Origin of the sequence: Halomonas colorata, assembly GCF_014897985.1 — a bacterium.
GTDB classification, from domain to species: Bacteria; Pseudomonadota; Gammaproteobacteria; order Pseudomonadales; family Halomonadaceae; genus Vreelandella; species Vreelandella colorata.
The window spans coordinates 1-16193 of sequence record NZ_JABUZA010000054.1; the positions used below are offsets into that span (position 1 = coordinate 1).

Genomic DNA, 16193 nt, shown 5'->3' on the forward strand with positions numbered 1-16193 from the left:
TCTTGCCGAGTTTGATGCCACGGCAGCCTCGACACTCATCGCCAGCCAGGGTGGCTATCGCCAGCTGTATATCGAGCGAGTACTGCAAGCCGATGAAGGCTGTGACTTTGACTTTTTGGTGGGCTGTCGGGGCTCGGAAGTGCCGCGCCATTCTCACTAGCCATATTAGCTTTATCCGTCGCCGGGTATGCCTAGCGTTAGGTGGGTGTTTGGCGCACTCACCTGACTGGTATTTGCCAAGCCCATATCATGTATCGCTGGTGGCTGAGAAAGCTAATTAACTGCATAGCAATCTCATTTGGCATAGACAACGGGGCCCATGTGTCAGAGATAGCCAATTAATCGCTAATAATAATTTAAATATCAAGTAGTTGGCACGCTGTGCTTGTTTTTAAGCTTTTGACTTTAAATGCATTTATTCTTTTATACACAAACCTGGTATGCCCGCTGCAATACCTAATGTAAGAACGCAGCATCAGGAAGATGTTTGGTTCTTGGCTAGATGTTTCTTATTTAAATTTACCAAGTAACAGAAAGCGTATTACTTAGGAGGCACGACATGAAAATGGAAGCTCTGAAAAAACTAGGTATTTTAGGCGTATCTTTTGGTCTGATGGCGAGCCCGCTTGCTTTCGCCGGCATGGAAGAAGACACGGCACCGCAAGAGCCGACCCCGCAGGAAGAAACCATGCAGGACGATCAAAGCACTTACCAAACGTACGAGACTGAGCAAGACCAAGGTGCTACGACCGAATATGAAGAGGAAGAGCAAGAATTCACTTACGAAGAAGAGGAAGAGGAGCAGGAATACGAAACCACTGATTCAGACGATGATTCGCAGTGGTAACACTCCCCTAAAGGATTAACTCTTGTTCTGGCTCACGGATGAGCCACAGGATGCCCCGCCAATTGCGGGGCATCTTTGCGTTTAAAGCATCGCTTAGAGGCAATCAATTTATAGGCTATTGTTGAACGAGATTAATTATCTAATCCCTAATCCGTAACGACAACAAGGACGCCTTTATCGTGGTGAACTGGAAGGAAGCGCCGCAGCTACCCAAAGCCGAAGGGCGTATCGAGGCTATTGATCTGGCCCGTGGTATCGCCATTGGTCTGATGATTGTGAGTCATGCGATAAGCGGGTTGGTGGGCATTCGCAATGTGCCCGACTGGGGTATGGTGCCGATCCATTTTTTAACTAAATTTTCCTCATCGCTGTTTATTTTAGTGTTCGGTATCGCGCTGGCGGTGGCTTTTCTTTCCCATACGCAAACGGACGATTGGCCCAAGCGGCGCCTGAAGCTATGGCTTCGTGCGTTGGAAGTCTGGTTCTGGTACAAGGCGCTTGTCATTATCGAAATGCTGCCCTTCAGTGCCCCCGCCGATATTGTCGATACGCTGCTTTACGGCCGCTTTGCTATTTGGGTAGAAATTCTCGGGTTCTATGCCATCGCGCTACTTTGGGTACCGTTAATCCTGCCGCTCTGGGCGCGTGCGCCTCTCTGGAGCCGTATTGCCACTATTGTTGGCTTGGCCGGGCTTGCCGCTTGGTTGCAAGGGTTTACCTTTGGCGGAAATGACATTTTGAAAGCCTTCCTGGTGGATCATCAAGACCATTATGCCTGGGGGCAGATTAGTCGAGCGCCACTAATTTTTATCGGATTATTGATCGGCGAGGCGTTACTGCGCTGTTACTTTACCGCCGAGCTGCGTCGCCGTCTGGTACTTACGTTGCTGGGTGTGGGTGCGTTAATGGTGGTGGCATTTTACGGCTTCGCTTTTGCCGAAGGCGATGCCTATGCGGCGATGATGGCCGTTGCCAATAATGCTGGCAAACATCCGCCTGGCCTGCAGTTCACGCTGTTTAGCTTAGGCGGCGCGCTTGTCTTACTCGCGTTGGCGCTGGCTGGCGGCGCGATCGCTGCTAAGGCACTTTTGCCTTTAACCGTGGTCGGTAGCGATGCGTTAAAAGCCTTCATCTTTCATATTGTGATGATTTTTCTGGTGCTGCGCTTTCTGCTGCAAAGCGAAGGCATATATACCTATCCACAGGCACTGGGTATTGGTGGCGTGTTAATACTCGGCGCAGCCGCCTGGATTTGGCTAACCCGCTGGATGGCCGCCCACCGCTAAAAGAGGTAACGATTTGCGACGGATTCAACGCTGGCTGCTAGGTATTGCATTTTTGATTGCGCTGCCCGTCTACGCCGATGGGTACGAAACTAACTGGTACTACGAGGTTGACAAACAGAGCACGTGGCAAGGCGATTTAGATGCCCGAATAGCTGCTATTGAAGAGGTGTTTGGCGGGGCACTCGGGGTTTATGTACAAGATCTGACGACCGGCGAGGCGTATTCATGGCAGGCCGACCGGCCCTGGTATCTGGCCTCGCTGGTCAAAGTACCTATCGCCGCGCAAGTGCTTGCCGAGCGCCAGGCGGGCACGCTGTCTTTTGATGAGCGCTTAACGCTTTCGCGCAGTGACTTTGTGGATGGCGCCGGCCCGGTGATCTGGCATGACCCCGGCACGCCGATTTCGGTTCGCTACCTGCTGGAGCACATGATTACCGTCAGCGATAACACGGCGTCCGATATGTTGATTGAGCGTGTCGGGCTTGCTGAGGTTAATGCGCGTGCCAGGACCATGATTGCCGCCAGTGGGGGAAATCCTGAGGACATTGGCCCTATTACCAAGCTAGTGGGCGTTCGTCAGGGCGTATACGGGCAGTTTCATCCGGACGCCAACACCTTAACCGGTATGGACTTTATCGCACTGCGTCAGCACCGGTTAAGTCAGCGAGGTATCGCGCTGGCGCGGCTTTTAGGCGTTAATCAAGCGGCGTTACTGCAGCCTGATTATGACCATGCTTTTGATGCCTATGAAGCCACCGGTAAAAACGTCGGCACGCTGCGCGCTTATGGCGACCTGCTGGCCAGCTTGTATAACGGGGCAGAGAGCGATTTAGACGCCGGTCAGCGTCAGGCGTTGCTGGAGATCATGCAGCGTACCCGCTCAGGTGACAAGCGTTTGACGGCAGGCATGGGCGATGCGATCAGTTTTGCGCATAAAACCGGCACCCAGCATCGGCGCAGTTGTGATGCAGGCGTTGCCACGCGGGCAGATGAAAGCGCCCGCACTGGCCCTTGGGTCATCGTTACCTGTAGCCGCGGCCCGCTGGCCCTGAGTGACCATGAGCACGCGCTGGCGCAGGTGGGTGACGCACTACGCTACAGTGGTGCGCTGGGTGCGCCTTGATAGCTCAGGTACCCACAACCCATGCGTGGGCGTGATAAACTAGCCGCCCACTATGATTGATTAAATTAAGGAGCTTGTTATGGCACGTGCCAGCGCCCGTCACATTTTGGTGAACAGTGAAGAGCAGTGTTTAGCGCTTAAGCAGGAAATTGAAAACGGCCGCGATTTTGCGGAAGTGGCCAAGCAGCATTCAAGCTGTCCTTCTGGTCGTCAAGGCGGCGATTTAGGTAGCTTTGGCCCCGGCCAAATGGTGCCTGAGTTCGACAAGGTCGTTTTCAGTGGTGAGCTGGGTCAGGTACACGGTCCGGTAAAAACGCAGTTTGGTTACCACCTGCTCGAAATCACTGACCGCAGCTAATCCGCCAGTGTTTCTATAGCCGTGCAACGCCATCAGGCGTGCACGGCTTATTTTTCGCATTAACGTAATGCGTGATATCGCGTAAAAACTGCCTCAGACGTCGCGGCTTTTACGCTGTGGTGGGAGGAGTACGCCTTGAACGACCCGATTATTTCGATTAATGACCTGAATAAAACCTACGAAGGCGGCTTTCAGGCACTTACGCGTGTGGATTTATCTATTCAACGCGGCGAGATTTTTGCCCTGCTTGGCCCCAACGGGGCAGGCAAAACCACGCTGATCAGCGTGGTGTGTGGCCTGGTGAATCCCACCGAAGGCCAGGTAGTTATTGATGGCTTTGACAGCGTGACTCACTACCGTCAGGCGCGCGAGCGTATTGGCCTGGTCCCTCAGGAACTAACCAACGAAGCCTTTGAAACGGTATGGAATACGGTCAGCTTTAGCCGCGGCCTGTTTGGCAAAGCGCCTGACCCTGCACATATCGAAAAGGTGCTTAAATCACTGGCACTATGGGATAAGCGCGATAACCGCTTAATGACGCTTTCCGGCGGCATGAAGCGCCGGGTGCTGATTGCCAAGGCGCTCTCCCACGAGCCGCGCATCCTGTTTCTGGATGAGCCCACCGCCGGGGTGGATGTAGAGCTTCGCCGGGATATGTGGGAAGTGGTGCGCGGGCTGCGTGAAAGCGGGGTGACGATCATTCTCACCACCCACTACATTGAAGAAGCCGAAGAGATGGCCGATCGCATCGGGGTGATTAATCGCGGAGAAATCGTACTGGTGGAAGAGAAGGCTGCCCTGATGCAGAAACTGGGCAGCAAGCAGCTAACCCTGCACCTACAGACACCGCTTAGTGAGTTGCCCAGTACGCTGCAGCAAGACGCGCTAAGCCTTACCGCCAATGGGTACGAACTGGTTTACACCTACGACGGCCGCCAGGACGAAGAGGGGCACGGCATCTCGGCGCTGCTGGCAACGCTTGCCCGGGAAGGCATTACGTTTAAAGACCTGCATACGCGGCAGAGCTCGCTTGAAGATATTTTTGTCGATTTAGTTAAGGAGCGTGCATGAACCTTCATCCTGTTCGCGCCATTTATATGGCGGAAATGGCGCGCACGCGGCGCACCCTGCTGCAAAGTATCGTGTCGCCGGTCATCTCGACCTCGCTCTACTTTGTAGTGTTCGGTGCGGCCATCGGCTCGCGTATCAGTGAGATTGGCGGCGTCAGTTACGGCGCCTTTATCGTGCCAGGGCTGATCATGCTGATGCTGCTGACCCAAAGCGTGTCCAACGCCTCGTTCGGCATCTTTTTTCCCAAATTCTCAGGCAGCATCTACGAGATTTTATCGGCGCCAATTTCGTATCTGGAAATTGTCATTGGCTATGTGGGTGCTGCGGCGTCAAAGTCGATTCTGCTGGGGCTGATTATCCTGGGCACATCGAGCTTTTTTGTGCCGCTTGAGATCGCTCATCCTTTCTGGATGCTGACGTTTTTGGTGTTAACCGCCGTCACCTTTAGCCTGCTTGGCTTCATTATCGGTATCTGGGCGGATGGCTTTGACAAGCTGCAGCTTGTGCCGCTGCTGATTATTACGCCGCTGACCTTTCTGGGTGGCAGCTTTTACTCGATTGATATGCTGCCCCCCTTCTGGCAGACCGTGACGCTGGCTAATCCGGTGGTTTATCTGGTGAGCGGTTTTCGCTGGAGTTTCTACGGTATTAGCGATGTCAGCGTGGCGGCAAGCGTCGCCATGATTACGCTGTTTTTAATCGCAAGCCTTGGCGCTATTGCCTGGATATTCCGCACCGGTTATCGCCTTAAGCCATAACCCACGCCGCCGTATTTCTGTTTATTGTCTGGAGCTGATGCCACCTTATGCCGCTACTGCAAAGTATTGTTCACCGCTTGGACCCGTCACTGGATGGCGAACGCCTAACCTTAACGGCGGCGCCTGCCCCCGCTGAAAGCGATGACCCGGTAATGGCAAGCCTGGTAAACGGGCTTAACGACACCTATAACACCAAAGCCAAAGGCTGGGGCCGCTTTGCTGAACAAGGCGAACAGGCAGGGCCGCTGGTTGCCTGGTTGCGCGACTACATGACCGGCGAGCAGGACTTCACGCAGCTTTCAACAGCCATTGCAGAGCGTCTGGCGCGCGAGCTGCAGGAGCAGCTCTCGGTAAGTGGCTATTTACTGCTCGCGCATTTACGTCAGGGCGACACGGAAACCCTGTTTATAGCGTTAGTCCACCAGCGCGAAGGCATCGGCATTAACGAGGCACATCAAGCGGTGCCTGCAGCGCAGCTAAATACCAGCCAACTGACCTTGGCCGCTCGGGTCAATTTAACCCAGTGGCAAAGCGATGCGCCCAATGCCCAGTACGTATCGTTTTTAAAAGACCGCGGCGGCAAAAAGCTCGCCGAAGGCATGGTGGCTTTGCTGGGCATGGAGGAGGGCATCGACGCCCCGGCGGAAACCCGAACGCTGTTAAAAGCCTTCAGCGATTACGTTGAAAAAGAAGACTTCGACGAAGACGCCAGCCGCGACAAAACCGATACCCTGGTGGATTACGCCAATGAGCAGCTACGCCGCGGCGAACCCATGACCCTGGAAGCGCTCTCTGAGCTCGTGGACGAGCAGCAGCCCAAAGCATTTTTTGAGCATATCCGTAATGCCGACTACGGGCTTGCCGCAGAGATCCCGCCGGATAAGCGCACGATTAGTCAGTTTCGGCGTTTTACCGGGCGCGCAGGCGGTGTGTCCATCAGCTTTGACTCGCATCTGCTGGGTTCCAGCATCGAGTATGACGAGGGCCAGGATCGGCTGATTATCAAGCAGGTGCCTAAGCAGCTCAAAGAGCAGCTTGCCAAGCGGAAATCGTGAGTGGTGAGCTGTGAATGGTGAGTGGTGAGTGGAGAGGGCGGTGGTTGGGCACTTTGCTTGTTGTTTGACGTCGAATGTTGAGATACACGTATTATCAGGAGAGCGCCCTATGCTGGATGCCATTACCCACTTCTTTCAACGTGCCCTGGCCGAACCCGAGCGGCGCGACAACCAGACCTTAACCCTTGAGCTCGCCACCGCAGCGTTGCTGTGTGAAGTAATGCGCGCTGACTACAACGCCAGCGATGCCGAGCGTGCAGCGTTACAGCAAATGCTGACGACCCGCTACCGGCTAGGCGAGCACGAAGTCGCCGAACTCATGGCGCTTGCCGAAGCCGAGGTAGAAGAGGCGGTCGATCATTACCAGTTCGTCAGCCTGGTAAGAGAGCACTATGGCTATGCGCAGCGCTGTGAGCTGGTCGCATTGATGTGGCAGTTAGCGTGGGCTGATGGTCGCGTAGACCCCCTTGAAGAGCACCGTATTCGGCGTTTGGCGGATCTGCTTCACGTCAGCCACAGCGATTTTATTCATGCCAAACTGCAGGTAGAGGAGCGCCGCAACGCGCATGAGTGAATCGACAGAAGCTACCAACCTAACCGAACTTATTCAGACGATGGAGCAGATGGAGCGTGAAGCGCCGCGTGTAAGCGTCGATGATATTGTTGACGCCGTCGGGCGTCGCTCCTTTGGGCCGCTGCTGCTGATTGCCGGGCTTATCACCCTCGCGCCGGTCATTGGTGATATTCCCGGTATGCCGACGTTAATGGCCGCGCTGGTCTTGCTGGTTTCCACTCAGCTATTGGCAGGTAGAAAAACGTTTTGGTTACCTAAATGGCTTTTAAATCGATCGGTATCCCGCAAAGGCTTTGATAAAGCCATTCATGCCCTAAAAAAGCCCGCTCAGTGGGTCGATAATCTGTTGGGCATGCGTTTAAAGTGGATGACCGGTTACGCAGGCATACGCGCCACTGCGCTTGCCTGCCTGCCTGCTGGTGGCTGTGGCCATGCCACCGATGGAATTTATTCCCTTCTCCGCGAATGGCGCAGGCCTTGCGCTAACGCTGTTTGGCCTGGGGCTTGTCGCCCGCGACGGCTTAGTACTTTCGTTAGGCTTTCTGATCACGACCGCCACGTTTGTGGCAATACTCATGTATCTGTTTTAGAGCCTTTTAAAACGTCGCGAGCGAACGCTAATGCTCTCCAAGCTGTATTAACGCTCACCAAGAAGCCCCACCACCAACTGATTGAGCAACTGCTGAAACTGGCCCCCAGGCGATGGGGGCGTCGGGTCTGAGGTGATCACTACCGTCATCTGCCTATCCGGGATGACATAAAGCGCCTGGCCGCCATAACCTCGGCCGTAATACACTGCTTCACCTGCCAGCTGAGTAATAAACCATCCAAAACCATAGCCGTCGCCTGTCCACTGTGAGACGCCACGCGCCGTCCATGAGTCTTCCACCCAGCCTTCGGGCAATATGCGCTCGCCATCGACCATGCCATCGTTACGGTAAAGCTCGCCGACCTCTATCAACGCGCGTGGCGAAAGCTGCATGTCGTTGCCGCCAAAATAAATGCCCTGAGGGTCGCGTGGCCAGGGCGGGATTGAGATATTAAGTGGATCTCCCAGCAGCCGCTTTGCAAGCGCATGTGTGGTTTCACCGCTTGCATAGGTAAGCGCAGCCGAAAGCAGGTGGCTGGTGCCGGTGGAATACAGCATCCGCCCGCCGGGCTCATCGACGAATGGGCGGCTCAGCGCGTCGTTAATCCAGTTGGCGCTTGCCACCCAGGCACTGTAGTTGCCGCCTGAGGTGCGCTCTAGCCCCGCCTGCTGGGCCAATAGATGTTCAACCGTAATATCGCTAACACGTGGATCTAGGCCTGAAGGCAGGCGGTCACCGAATAGCGCCACCATGGGCTGTTCGACGGATTCAATAATGCCTTCTTCAATGGCCGCGCCGGTAACGGCCGCCAGCACGGTTTTAGAAAGCGACTTGATATTGGCTGGCTGCGCAGTGCCGGGGCCACCTTGGTGATATTCATGGATAATCTCGCCATCATAGGCAACTACCACGCTGTGTATGCGGCTTAATTGGCTGGTTTGCTGATCTAGTGTCTGCAGTGCATGCGCTGAAGGTTCATCAGCGGCTGCATTAGCGGTGGGTAACAAGGAAATAACAGCTAACGAAACAAGCAAACCGGGCACGCGCATCACAACACCTTCGGTATAAGTGGCAAAGATTCGAGGTCTATAAGTAATAGAGGTTCCACCGCAGATAGCTACTAGACGAAAGAGTGCCTTCTGGATCTAAAGTGGAGTGCTTAATTATTAAAGGCCATATTTGACATTCTATAGTTCATTTAAGTGTATAATGGTTTATAAATAGACCATTATTCATAGGTTATCTATGGCACTCACTCACTCCTTGCTTGCTCCTGGCGAACTGTCTCAGCAGGTTGGTGCCAACGCACGAGAAGCGCGACTGGCAAAAAACCTTTCTCGTAAAACCTTGGCGCAGATGACGGGTGTTTCAGAGTCCACCATCAAACGATTCGAATCCAGCGGGCAAATAACCCTCGATAGCCTAGTCCTCATTGCCACGGCGCTGGGCACCACACGCCAAATTGCCGAGCTATTCAAGCATGAGCACCCGATATCACTTGAAAAGATCAAGCAGGCAGGGCGTGCCCGGGGGCGAAAATGAAGCGTATCAATACCGTAGAGGTGCTGTTTGCAGGTAACCCTGTGGGGGAACTCGTCGCTAGCCGACAGGGCATCTATTTTGCCTATTGCCCGCAGTGGATAGCGGAAAGCTCAATTTAAAGCTAGCGAAAAGTGTATTAAATTTGAGCGCCAAAAAGCTCCAAGAGCAAGTAAAGGAATCCGCGCTTATCCGCGTAGTTCCTAGGAGGCAGGACGATGAGTAAAATTTTGGAGAGCGTTCTTCAGGATGCCAAGGTCCTACATCGTGCGGGTGGAATTACTAACATTACCATGCGTGAATTTGAGTCTTTGTGTGTTCCTGAGGTTAAGGTACTAGACGCGAAAGAAATTTCTGGTCTGCGTAAGAAATTAAAAGTCAGCCAGCAAGTCATGGCTGAGTGTGTGAACGTCTCCGTGGAGTCTGTTCGCAAGTGGGAAAGTGGAGATAGGACGCCTTCTGGTTCGTCACTACGCTTGCTCAATGTTCTCCGTAGCAAAGGTCTTGAAGTCCTTCGGTAAGCTTATCCGAATGGTCATCCCTTTACCGTGAGTTAGAAATCGATGCCAAGCAGCAGAAAATGATCCAGCAAGCATTCGACGAGAACCGCAAACGCCTTTAACGTGAGCACTGCAGCCACATACGCTCAGCCGCCTTCTGAAGGAAAATGCAGGAATATTACGCAAAGAGGCAGAAAGCCTGCTAGGCTGAAGGCGTTACTTCGAAGTAAGCAACCCTTTGATTTCACCCAAAACGCAAACTAGCAAGGAGCGCCGACATGCGTAATATCATTTATATCGTAGGTCTGATTGTTGTTGTACTGTTCATCCTTTCGATGCTCGGCCTGCGTTAATCGCGCCAATAAAAAGCCCACAGGCAAAACCTGTGGGCTTTTTTGTGCGTGTCTGTTTGTGTTTACGCGAGTACCTTTTTTCACCGCGCTTTAAGCGCAGTCAGCCGCCCCTTGGCCGAACATATCGAACATCAGCTCACGGCCCATGGCCGTCAAAACAAAGCGGCCATATCCATTAAGGGTGGCAGCGCCGCTGGTTTCCAAAATCTCCTGGCAGGCTGCCCACTCAGTTGCCTGCGCGCGCAAGGCGCTAAGTTCACGCTCGGTCAGGCCGCGTTGCGAGAGCGTAATGCTCTCAAGCACATACCCATGGTCATAAAGCATTTCTGCTACCGCTGAAAGGCAGTGGCGAAGGCTACGCTGAGCGTTGGTAGCAGGCGTGTGGCTGGAGTCGTAAACGTACTGTGCATGCATGATGCGATGTCCTGCGAACGGCGCGAGTGAATATGTTGCGGTGCATTGTAAAGCAGGTGGGGTGTTAGACCAAGGTCTAATTTTTAACAATTATCTTTAATTTTTATTGTTTTTAACATAGTGGTAATAATACTTAAATACGCTAAGTTACTTAGTTATGGGTAAGTTGTTAGCCATCTAATGATGTTTTAAGATTCTGATAGTAGACACTATTTTTTTAATTACACACAGTGGCTGCATAGAAATAATTGTGGATGAACATAGCTGGATTATAGGCAGTTTACCTTTAGTTACCTTCCGCTACTTAATTTACCACCGATAGAGCTTAAGTATCGGGTTTAATAGTCGAGAATAAACAACAAGCATAATTAATGTATTCCTCAATGAAGGTCAGCGGTATTTATATGCAAAGCAGGCAAATGATGCTGTAAAGAGCTGCTACGAGGGTTGAAACTGTTAAGGATATATTCGTATGGAAAAATCTCCTGAGCAAACGATTGCCTGCTACCAGTTGCAGTTCGGTCAGTTGGAAAGCATGGTGGCGCAGATGAACCAAGTCAGCAGCTACCTTATTCAGCAGTTTGATGCGCTCTATGTCCAGCTAGGTCGAGGTTAGCGATGAGAGGCGGTAACGTAATTGTTCATTAGTCTCTTTGCATTTAATGCCTGCCGCTCTTGGTAGACATTGTCTTGATCAGAGTCAGTAGTTAAAACATAAAATAGCGTTAAAGTTATCAGCATTTCGGCCGATAAAGCTGTTAATGACGTATGCGTGCCAACAGAACATGGCACCTTTTAAACGGTTTAGTCTTTTGACTGAGGAGCAGCCAGTATGGCATCAATTACCTCCCTTGGCGTTGGATCAGGGTTAGATCTCACCGGCCTGCTGGATGAGCTTCAAAAAGCCGAGCGCGGTAAACTGGAGCCGATTACACAGCAGAAAGCCGATCAGAAAGCCAAGATTTCCGCTTACGGTCAGCTACAAACCTCGCTTAACGCTTTTAACGATGCGGTTGCCAAGATCAATGACCCAAAGCTTTACCAGAGCCTTTCCGCCAATGTGCGTGGCGATGATATTAAAGCCACTACTTCAGCGAGCGCATTACCCGGTAGCTATCGAGTAGAAGTTAGTCAGCTAGCGACATCGGGTTCGCTGGCCTCTACTCGCGTTGACGAGAAAGATCAACCGCTCGATTTGCAAGGCGCTACTTCAATCAGGCTAAATTTTGCGGGCAGTGATTCGGTCGATATTGAGATTGGCGCCGACAGCTCGCTAAATGCTATCCGCGATGCGATTAACGCCAATAAAGATGCGGGTGTGAATGCCACGATTATCAATGATGGCGAAGGCTACCGCCTAGCACTCAGTTCCAAGGCGACAGGTAAAGACGCTTCTATTGAGAGCTTTAATTTTGTAGATGCGAGCAAAGTAGGTGATGAGAACGGTGGCGTTGTCCCTGGCCCGTTCGGTGAAGCGGAAGAGGCGGGTGCCAAGCGTCAAGGGATGGACGCCTCTTTAACGGTGAACGGCATCACGATTACCAGCGCTAAAAACCAGGTGGAAGGCGCTATTCAAGGGGTAACTCTTAACCTGAACGAGCTAAGCATTGCTGAAGGTGAAAAAGCCACCAGCACGGTTAATATTGAGCGCGATACCCTGAAGCAGCGCGAAGCAATCAACGGCTTCGTCAAAGCGTTTAACGATTTAAAAGACACGACAGCCACACTCACTAGCTTTAATGCTGAAAGCGGAGCCGCAGGCGAATTGCTAGGTGATCGAACAATTCGCACCATAGAGTCCCGCCTGCGTAGCGTGCTCACCGGCGGTGTTGAAGGTGGCGAGTTTTCTACGCTAAGCCAGTTGGGCATTACCTTACAGAATGACGGCAAGTTAAAGGTCGATGACGCTAAATTAGACGGCTTGGTCGCTAATAACCCGCAAGCGTTGAGTGCGTTTTTTGCCGGTGATAAAAAAGACGGTGGCTTGGCGGGTAAACTGGCTAGTTCCATTGATCAGATGGTAAGCAGTAACGGCGTATTAAAAGGTGCCATTACGGGCGCTGAGAACAACGTCAAAAGTCTTGATGACCGCTATGCGCGCATGGAGAAAAGCATTGACGCAACGATTTCTCGCTACCGAACTCAGTTCGGCCAGCTCGACGTTATGGTGTCGCAGATGAACAGCATGAGCTCATACCTCACCCAGCAGTTTGACGCGCTGGATGCCCAGCTAGGCCGAAAGAAGTAATCCCGATCCTTGTAGGAGCGAAAGAAGCAGCCCACAGCGCTACCAGAGTAAGGGCGGCTAACGCCGCCATCGCCGAATAAGTTCAGCTCCCACAAAACCAGTTGAGCCAGCTCACCGTGAGAGGCCAACCGTAGTGCGGCGTAACGAGCGAAGCGAGGCACCCGCAATGCAGTGCGCAGCGCTGCCGGGGCTGAGGCAGGTGGCGCGGCCATCGCAGAACAAATTCAGCTCCCACAACCTGCCTGCCCAAGCCGCAAAAGTGATAGCCCTCGCGCGGCCATGCTAACATCCTGGTACTGCGCAGGAGTGCCCATGGCGAATCACTACGACACCGGTTATAAAGAGCTTTTTAGCTACCCAGAGTTTGTCCAGCAACTGCTGGAAGGCTTTGCCCCGCCGGAAATTTCCGAACTGATGGATTTCAGCACGTTAAAACTTCACAGCGGCAATTACATTACGCCCCTGTTTGAAGAAAAGTTTGAAGACCTGGTCTGGTCGGTGCAGGTGAACTGGCAAGGGGCGACCCAAGAGGTTTACCTTTACCTGCTGCTTGAGTTTCAATCCCGGGTAGACCGCACAATGCCCATCCGGCTGATGCATTATGTCGCCTGCTTCTATGACCACCTGTTAAAAGCGAAAGCTACTACGCCCGGCAAGGGCTTGCCGCCCGTGTTCCCTGTCGTGTTATACAACGGCAACCCCCGCTGGACAGCCCCGCAAGATATTTACGACATGGTGCAGCCAGAACCGCCCGCTTTCCTGAAACCGTATCAACCGCATTTGCGCTATTATGTAATTGACGAAGGCGCCTATAGCAATCAGGAACTGGCACAGCGTCATAGCCCTCTAAGCGGTATATTCGGCATTGAGAATGCGGCCACGAGCTGGGAAAGCTTGCAGCAAGCGGTTGACCGCATTGTCGCGATCATCCAGGCAGACCCGCATAAACCGCGCATCGACCCAATCATTACGCGCTGGGTAAAACGCCACCTGCAACGGCTTGGCGCAGGCGTTAACCTGGAAGCGCTCACAAGCTTAGTGGAGGACAAAAACATGTTGGCAGAAAACCTGGAAAACCTGGTGAAAAAAGAGCGTCTGGAAGGCCGTCAGGAAGGTCGACTGGAAGGCCGCCAAGAAGGGCATCAGCAGGGAACTCTGGAAGCTAAACGCAATTCGGCGCGTAAGCTTATCGCGCTCACTGAAATGACGGATCAATTGATTGCCGAGATTGAGGAACTGCCCATTGAAGATGTTGAGAGGCTACGTGCTGAAACGCGGCATTAACGAAAGCATCCTCTCTGTTCAGTGCGAAGTCTTGTGGAAATCCTTTAAGCAGCATATTTGGCAGCGAGAACGTGGCTGCGCGCTGGGTGAAGCGCCACCTGCAGCGGCTTGGCGGGGTAAGGGCAGCTAGCGCCGCCATCACCGAGCGAACTCAGCTCCCACAAAATCGACCATATCGATGTGTCGGAAAGTGGTACGCCTGTGTAGGCAACTCACTCATCCGGGCTGGTTTTGTGGGAGCTCGCTTCAGCGGGCGAAGCAGTGCGCAGCGCTGCCGAAGTTAAGGGCGGCTGGCGCCGCCTTCGCCGAATAAATTCAGCTCCCACAAAGTTCTGGGCCTGGCATATGGCATTTGTAAATATTTCTAATCCCCTTGTTACCAATAATTACATTATTTTTTACTAACTCCCCTAAAGGTTTCCCCTGCGGCGCCGTTAATAAGTATAACGGCGCACAATACGTCGAACAGCGGGCCAGATGGCCAGTCTTATAGAAAGGGGAATACCACCATGTCAGTGATCAATACCAATATTACCTCCATGATTGGCCAGTCTAACCTGTCCAAATCACAGTCTTCACTGCAAACCTCTATGGAGCGTCTGTCTTCTGGTCTGCGTATCAACAGCGCGAAAGACGACGCTGCTGGTCAGGCTATTGCCAACCGCATGAGCAGCCAAATTACTGGTTTGGCTCAAGCACAGCGTAACGCCAACGATGGTATCTCCGTTGCACAAACGGCGGAGGGTGCTCTGAACCAGGTAAACGACAACCTTCAGCGTGTTCGTGAGCTAACCGTACAGGCGCAAAACGGTACTAACTCCGCAGACGACTTAAGCTCTATCCAGGACGAAATTAATCAGCGCCTTTCTGAGATTGACCGTATCTCCGAAGAAACCGATTTTAACGGTACCAAAGTGTTGGGTGGCAATCAGAACCTCTCTATCCAAGTGGGTGCTAATGATGGTGAAACCATCTCGATCAGCCTGGAAAAAATCAATGCTAACACATTGAATCTGGGTTCTTTCAATGTTACTGGACCGGTTGATCAAACCACTGCTAACGGTGGTAGCGGTGAGGATGTATACGGTGAGACTGCTGAAGGTGTTGTAGCAGCCAATGCTAACGATTTTGAAGCGGCTTATGGCGAGTCGACTAAGATTACAAGCACTGAAGTAACTGATTTTGGCGATGATTTGGCGAAGAACCTAGGTGTAGCTGCTAGCAATGTCACGGTTGATTCTGCTAACGCTTTCGCAGACGATGCGGGTAACTGGTACTCTAAAGTAACTGTTACAGCTGCTGATGCTAACGTAGCGCAAGCGCTAAATCAGCAAGGCTTGACAGATAACGATGGCAAGGCTTTCGAAGCTTCCTCTTCAGCAGTTTACTACGTAGCAATTGATCCCCAGGATGCTACTGGTGTTGATGGTACTGGTTCGCTTGCAACTTTTGCTCCGGATGGTAAAGAGCTGGGCGCTAAAGACCTTTTAAGCAACGCGGGTACTGTTAATCCTTTGGATAAATTGGATAAAGCGCTGAAACAGGTCGATACCCTACGTTCTGACTTGGGTGCGGTGCAAAACCGTTTTGACTCTGCTATTACCAACTTGAATACTAATGAGACGAATCTATCGGCTGCTCGTTCGCGTATCGAAGATGCGGATTACGCAGTTGAAGTGGCCAATATGACTCGCGCACAGATCCTTCAGCAGGCAGGTACGTCGGTTCTGGCACAGGCTAACCAGATCCCGCAGAACGTTCTTTCTCTGCTGGGCTAAGCTGAAGCCTGAATACGATAGAACGCCTGTTTTATCACTAAGTATTACAATGAACCGGCACCTTCGTGGTGCCGGTTTTTTTAGCTTTTTCCAAGCCGATTATTAAACAACAGAGGTGTTTATGCCTTCACACGATGTCAGCCTAAATCTGCACACAAAGGTAGTGGCGCATAAAGATATTGAAGTTAAAGTACGCTCTGATGGTAGCGCGCTTGGTACCTTGCTTATCAGTAAGGGTAATCTGGAATGGTTGCCTGCTAATAATTCGGTCAATAAGTATCGGCTATCTTGGGAGGCATTCTCGGAGGTAATGGCGGAAGAGGGACGGCAAGTTAGAAAATGACGCGATATGGCGGGTAAATGGATGCTTTTCAGTGCTTTGTCTGCCCTTTTTTTTGCTAGCATGCTAGCATTT

19 protein-coding genes are annotated in these 16193 nt (G+C 52.2%); 17 read left to right on the forward strand and 2 right to left on the reverse strand.

Annotation, left to right across the window (positions count from 1 at the left end):
- Positions 1–559 precede the first annotated feature (559 nt).
- The 9 genes from INT33_RS18775 (at position 560) to INT33_RS18815 (ending at position 7793) form a co-directional block, all read left to right on the forward strand.
- Complete coding sequence (locus INT33_RS18775; RefSeq protein ID WP_193092699.1) at positions 560–847, forward strand: hypothetical protein; 288 nt, start codon at positions 560–562, stop codon at positions 845–847.
- 179 nt (positions 848–1026) lie between these two features.
- Positions 1027–2133, forward strand: a complete 1107-nt coding sequence (locus INT33_RS18780) for an acyltransferase family protein (RefSeq protein WP_193092700.1) — start codon at positions 1027–1029, stop codon at positions 2131–2133.
- Positions 2134–2146: 13 nt separating this feature from the next.
- Positions 2147–3256, forward strand: coding sequence for a serine hydrolase (locus INT33_RS18785; RefSeq protein ID WP_193092701.1), 1110 nt, complete (start codon positions 2147–2149; stop codon positions 3254–3256).
- 79 nt (positions 3257–3335) lie between these two features.
- The gene (locus INT33_RS18790; RefSeq protein WP_193092702.1) at positions 3336–3614 is read left to right on the forward strand and encodes a peptidylprolyl isomerase; all 279 of its coding nucleotides are present in this window, start codon (positions 3336–3338) and stop codon (positions 3612–3614) included.
- 135 nt (positions 3615–3749) lie between these two features.
- A complete protein-coding gene (locus INT33_RS18795; RefSeq protein WP_193092703.1) occupies positions 3750–4685 on the forward strand; it encodes an ABC transporter ATP-binding protein in 936 nt (311 codons plus the stop codon).
- Positions 4682–5443: an ABC transporter permease gene (locus INT33_RS18800; RefSeq protein WP_193092704.1), complete on the forward strand. Its 762-nt coding sequence runs from the start codon at positions 4682–4684 to the stop codon at positions 5441–5443. Before INT33_RS18795 ends, INT33_RS18800 begins: the two co-directional genes overlap by 4 nt.
- A 47-nt stretch (positions 5444–5490) precedes the next feature.
- Entirely contained in the window at positions 5491–6498 is a 1008-nt protein-coding gene (yejK, locus tag INT33_RS18805; RefSeq protein WP_193092705.1) for a nucleoid-associated protein YejK, read from the forward strand.
- Between the two features lie 109 nt (positions 6499–6607).
- Positions 6608–7072: a tellurite resistance TerB family protein gene (locus INT33_RS18810; protein WP_193092706.1), complete on the forward strand. Its 465-nt coding sequence runs from the start codon at positions 6608–6610 to the stop codon at positions 7070–7072.
- Positions 7065–7793, forward strand: a complete 729-nt coding sequence (locus INT33_RS18815) for an exopolysaccharide biosynthesis protein (protein WP_456065780.1) — start codon at positions 7065–7067, stop codon at positions 7791–7793. Before INT33_RS18810 ends, INT33_RS18815 begins: the two co-directional genes overlap by 8 nt.
- On the opposite strand, the gene INT33_RS18820 is transcribed toward INT33_RS18815, so the two are convergent.
- Positions 7710–8711 (reverse strand): serine hydrolase domain-containing protein, encoded by a 1002-nt coding sequence (locus tag INT33_RS18820; RefSeq protein ID WP_193092707.1) that lies wholly within the window; start codon positions 8709–8711, stop codon positions 7710–7712. The genes INT33_RS18815 and INT33_RS18820 overlap by 84 nt on opposite strands.
- Before the next feature lie 196 nt (positions 8712–8907).
- Here INT33_RS18820 and INT33_RS18825 point away from each other — a divergent pair, with 196 nt between their 5' ends.
- The 3 genes from INT33_RS18825 (at position 8908) to INT33_RS18830 (ending at position 9722) form a co-directional block, all read left to right on the forward strand.
- Positions 8908–9204, forward strand: a complete 297-nt coding sequence (locus INT33_RS18825; protein WP_193092708.1) for a helix-turn-helix domain-containing protein — start codon at positions 8908–8910, stop codon at positions 9202–9204.
- On the forward strand, positions 9201–9323 hold the full coding sequence (locus INT33_RS21400) for a hypothetical protein (protein WP_264298947.1): 123 nt from the start codon (positions 9201–9203) through the stop codon (positions 9321–9323). Before INT33_RS18825 ends, INT33_RS21400 begins: the two co-directional genes overlap by 4 nt.
- Before the next feature lie 96 nt (positions 9324–9419).
- On the forward strand, positions 9420–9722 hold the full coding sequence (locus INT33_RS18830; RefSeq protein ID WP_193092709.1) for a helix-turn-helix domain-containing protein: 303 nt from the start codon (positions 9420–9422) through the stop codon (positions 9720–9722).
- A 422-nt stretch (positions 9723–10144) separates the two neighbouring features.
- On the opposite strand, the gene INT33_RS18835 is transcribed toward INT33_RS18830, so the two are convergent.
- Positions 10145–10468 (reverse strand): hypothetical protein, encoded by a 324-nt coding sequence (locus INT33_RS18835; protein WP_193092710.1) that lies wholly within the window; start codon positions 10466–10468, stop codon positions 10145–10147.
- A gap of 472 nt (positions 10469–10940) precedes the next feature.
- On the opposite strand from INT33_RS18835, the gene INT33_RS18840 reads away from it, so the two are divergent.
- The 5 genes from INT33_RS18840 (at position 10941) to INT33_RS18860 (ending at position 16121) form a co-directional block, all read left to right on the forward strand.
- A complete protein-coding gene (locus INT33_RS18840) occupies positions 10941–11084 on the forward strand; it encodes a hypothetical protein (protein WP_193092711.1) in 144 nt (47 codons plus the stop codon).
- A gap of 216 nt (positions 11085–11300) precedes the next feature.
- Entirely contained in the window at positions 11301–12716 is a 1416-nt protein-coding gene (fliD, locus tag INT33_RS18845; RefSeq protein WP_193092712.1) for a flagellar filament capping protein FliD, read from the forward strand.
- Between the two features lie 312 nt (positions 12717–13028).
- The gene (locus INT33_RS18850) at positions 13029–14000 is read left to right on the forward strand and encodes an Rpn family recombination-promoting nuclease/putative transposase (protein WP_193092713.1); all 972 of its coding nucleotides are present in this window, start codon (positions 13029–13031) and stop codon (positions 13998–14000) included.
- A 509-nt stretch (positions 14001–14509) separates the two neighbouring features.
- Positions 14510–15778, forward strand: coding sequence for a FliC/FljB family flagellin (locus INT33_RS18855; protein ID WP_193092714.1), 1269 nt, complete (start codon positions 14510–14512; stop codon positions 15776–15778).
- 121 nt (positions 15779–15899) lie between these two features.
- The gene (locus INT33_RS18860; RefSeq protein ID WP_193092715.1) at positions 15900–16121 is read left to right on the forward strand and encodes a hypothetical protein; all 222 of its coding nucleotides are present in this window, start codon (positions 15900–15902) and stop codon (positions 16119–16121) included.
- Positions 16122–16193: the final 72 nt, after the last annotated feature.

Coding starts and splice junctions, on each gene's coding strand:
- INT33_RS18775 (WP_193092699.1), top strand. CDS start 560: ATGAAAATGGAAGCTCTGAAAAAACTAGGTATTTTAGGCGTATCTTTT.
- INT33_RS18790 (WP_193092702.1), top strand. CDS start 3,336: ATGGCACGTGCCAGCGCCCGTCACATTTTGGTGAACAGTGAAGAGCAG.
- INT33_RS18800 (WP_193092704.1), top strand. CDS start 4,682: ATGAACCTTCATCCTGTTCGCGCCATTTATATGGCGGAAATGGCGCGC.
- yejK (WP_193092705.1), top strand. CDS start 5,491: ATGCCGCTACTGCAAAGTATTGTTCACCGCTTGGACCCGTCACTGGAT.
- INT33_RS18810 (WP_193092706.1), top strand. CDS start 6,608: ATGCTGGATGCCATTACCCACTTCTTTCAACGTGCCCTGGCCGAACCC.
- INT33_RS18815 (WP_456065780.1), top strand. CDS start 7,065: ATGAGTGAATCGACAGAAGCTACCAACCTAACCGAACTTATTCAGACG.
- INT33_RS18820 (WP_193092707.1), bottom strand. CDS start 8,711: ATGCGCGTGCCCGGTTTGCTTGTTTCGTTAGCTGTTATTTCCTTGTTA.
- INT33_RS18825 (WP_193092708.1), top strand. CDS start 8,908: ATGGCACTCACTCACTCCTTGCTTGCTCCTGGCGAACTGTCTCAGCAG.
- INT33_RS21400 (WP_264298947.1), top strand. CDS start 9,201: ATGAAGCGTATCAATACCGTAGAGGTGCTGTTTGCAGGTAACCCTGTG.
- INT33_RS18830 (WP_193092709.1), top strand. CDS start 9,420: ATGAGTAAAATTTTGGAGAGCGTTCTTCAGGATGCCAAGGTCCTACAT.
- INT33_RS18835 (WP_193092710.1), bottom strand. CDS start 10,468: ATGCATGCACAGTACGTTTACGACTCCAGCCACACGCCTGCTACCAAC.
- INT33_RS18840 (WP_193092711.1), top strand. CDS start 10,941: ATGGAAAAATCTCCTGAGCAAACGATTGCCTGCTACCAGTTGCAGTTC.
- fliD (WP_193092712.1), top strand. CDS start 11,301: ATGGCATCAATTACCTCCCTTGGCGTTGGATCAGGGTTAGATCTCACC.
- INT33_RS18850 (WP_193092713.1), top strand. CDS start 13,029: ATGGCGAATCACTACGACACCGGTTATAAAGAGCTTTTTAGCTACCCA.
- INT33_RS18855 (WP_193092714.1), top strand. CDS start 14,510: ATGTCAGTGATCAATACCAATATTACCTCCATGATTGGCCAGTCTAAC.
- INT33_RS18860 (WP_193092715.1), top strand. CDS start 15,900: ATGCCTTCACACGATGTCAGCCTAAATCTGCACACAAAGGTAGTGGCG.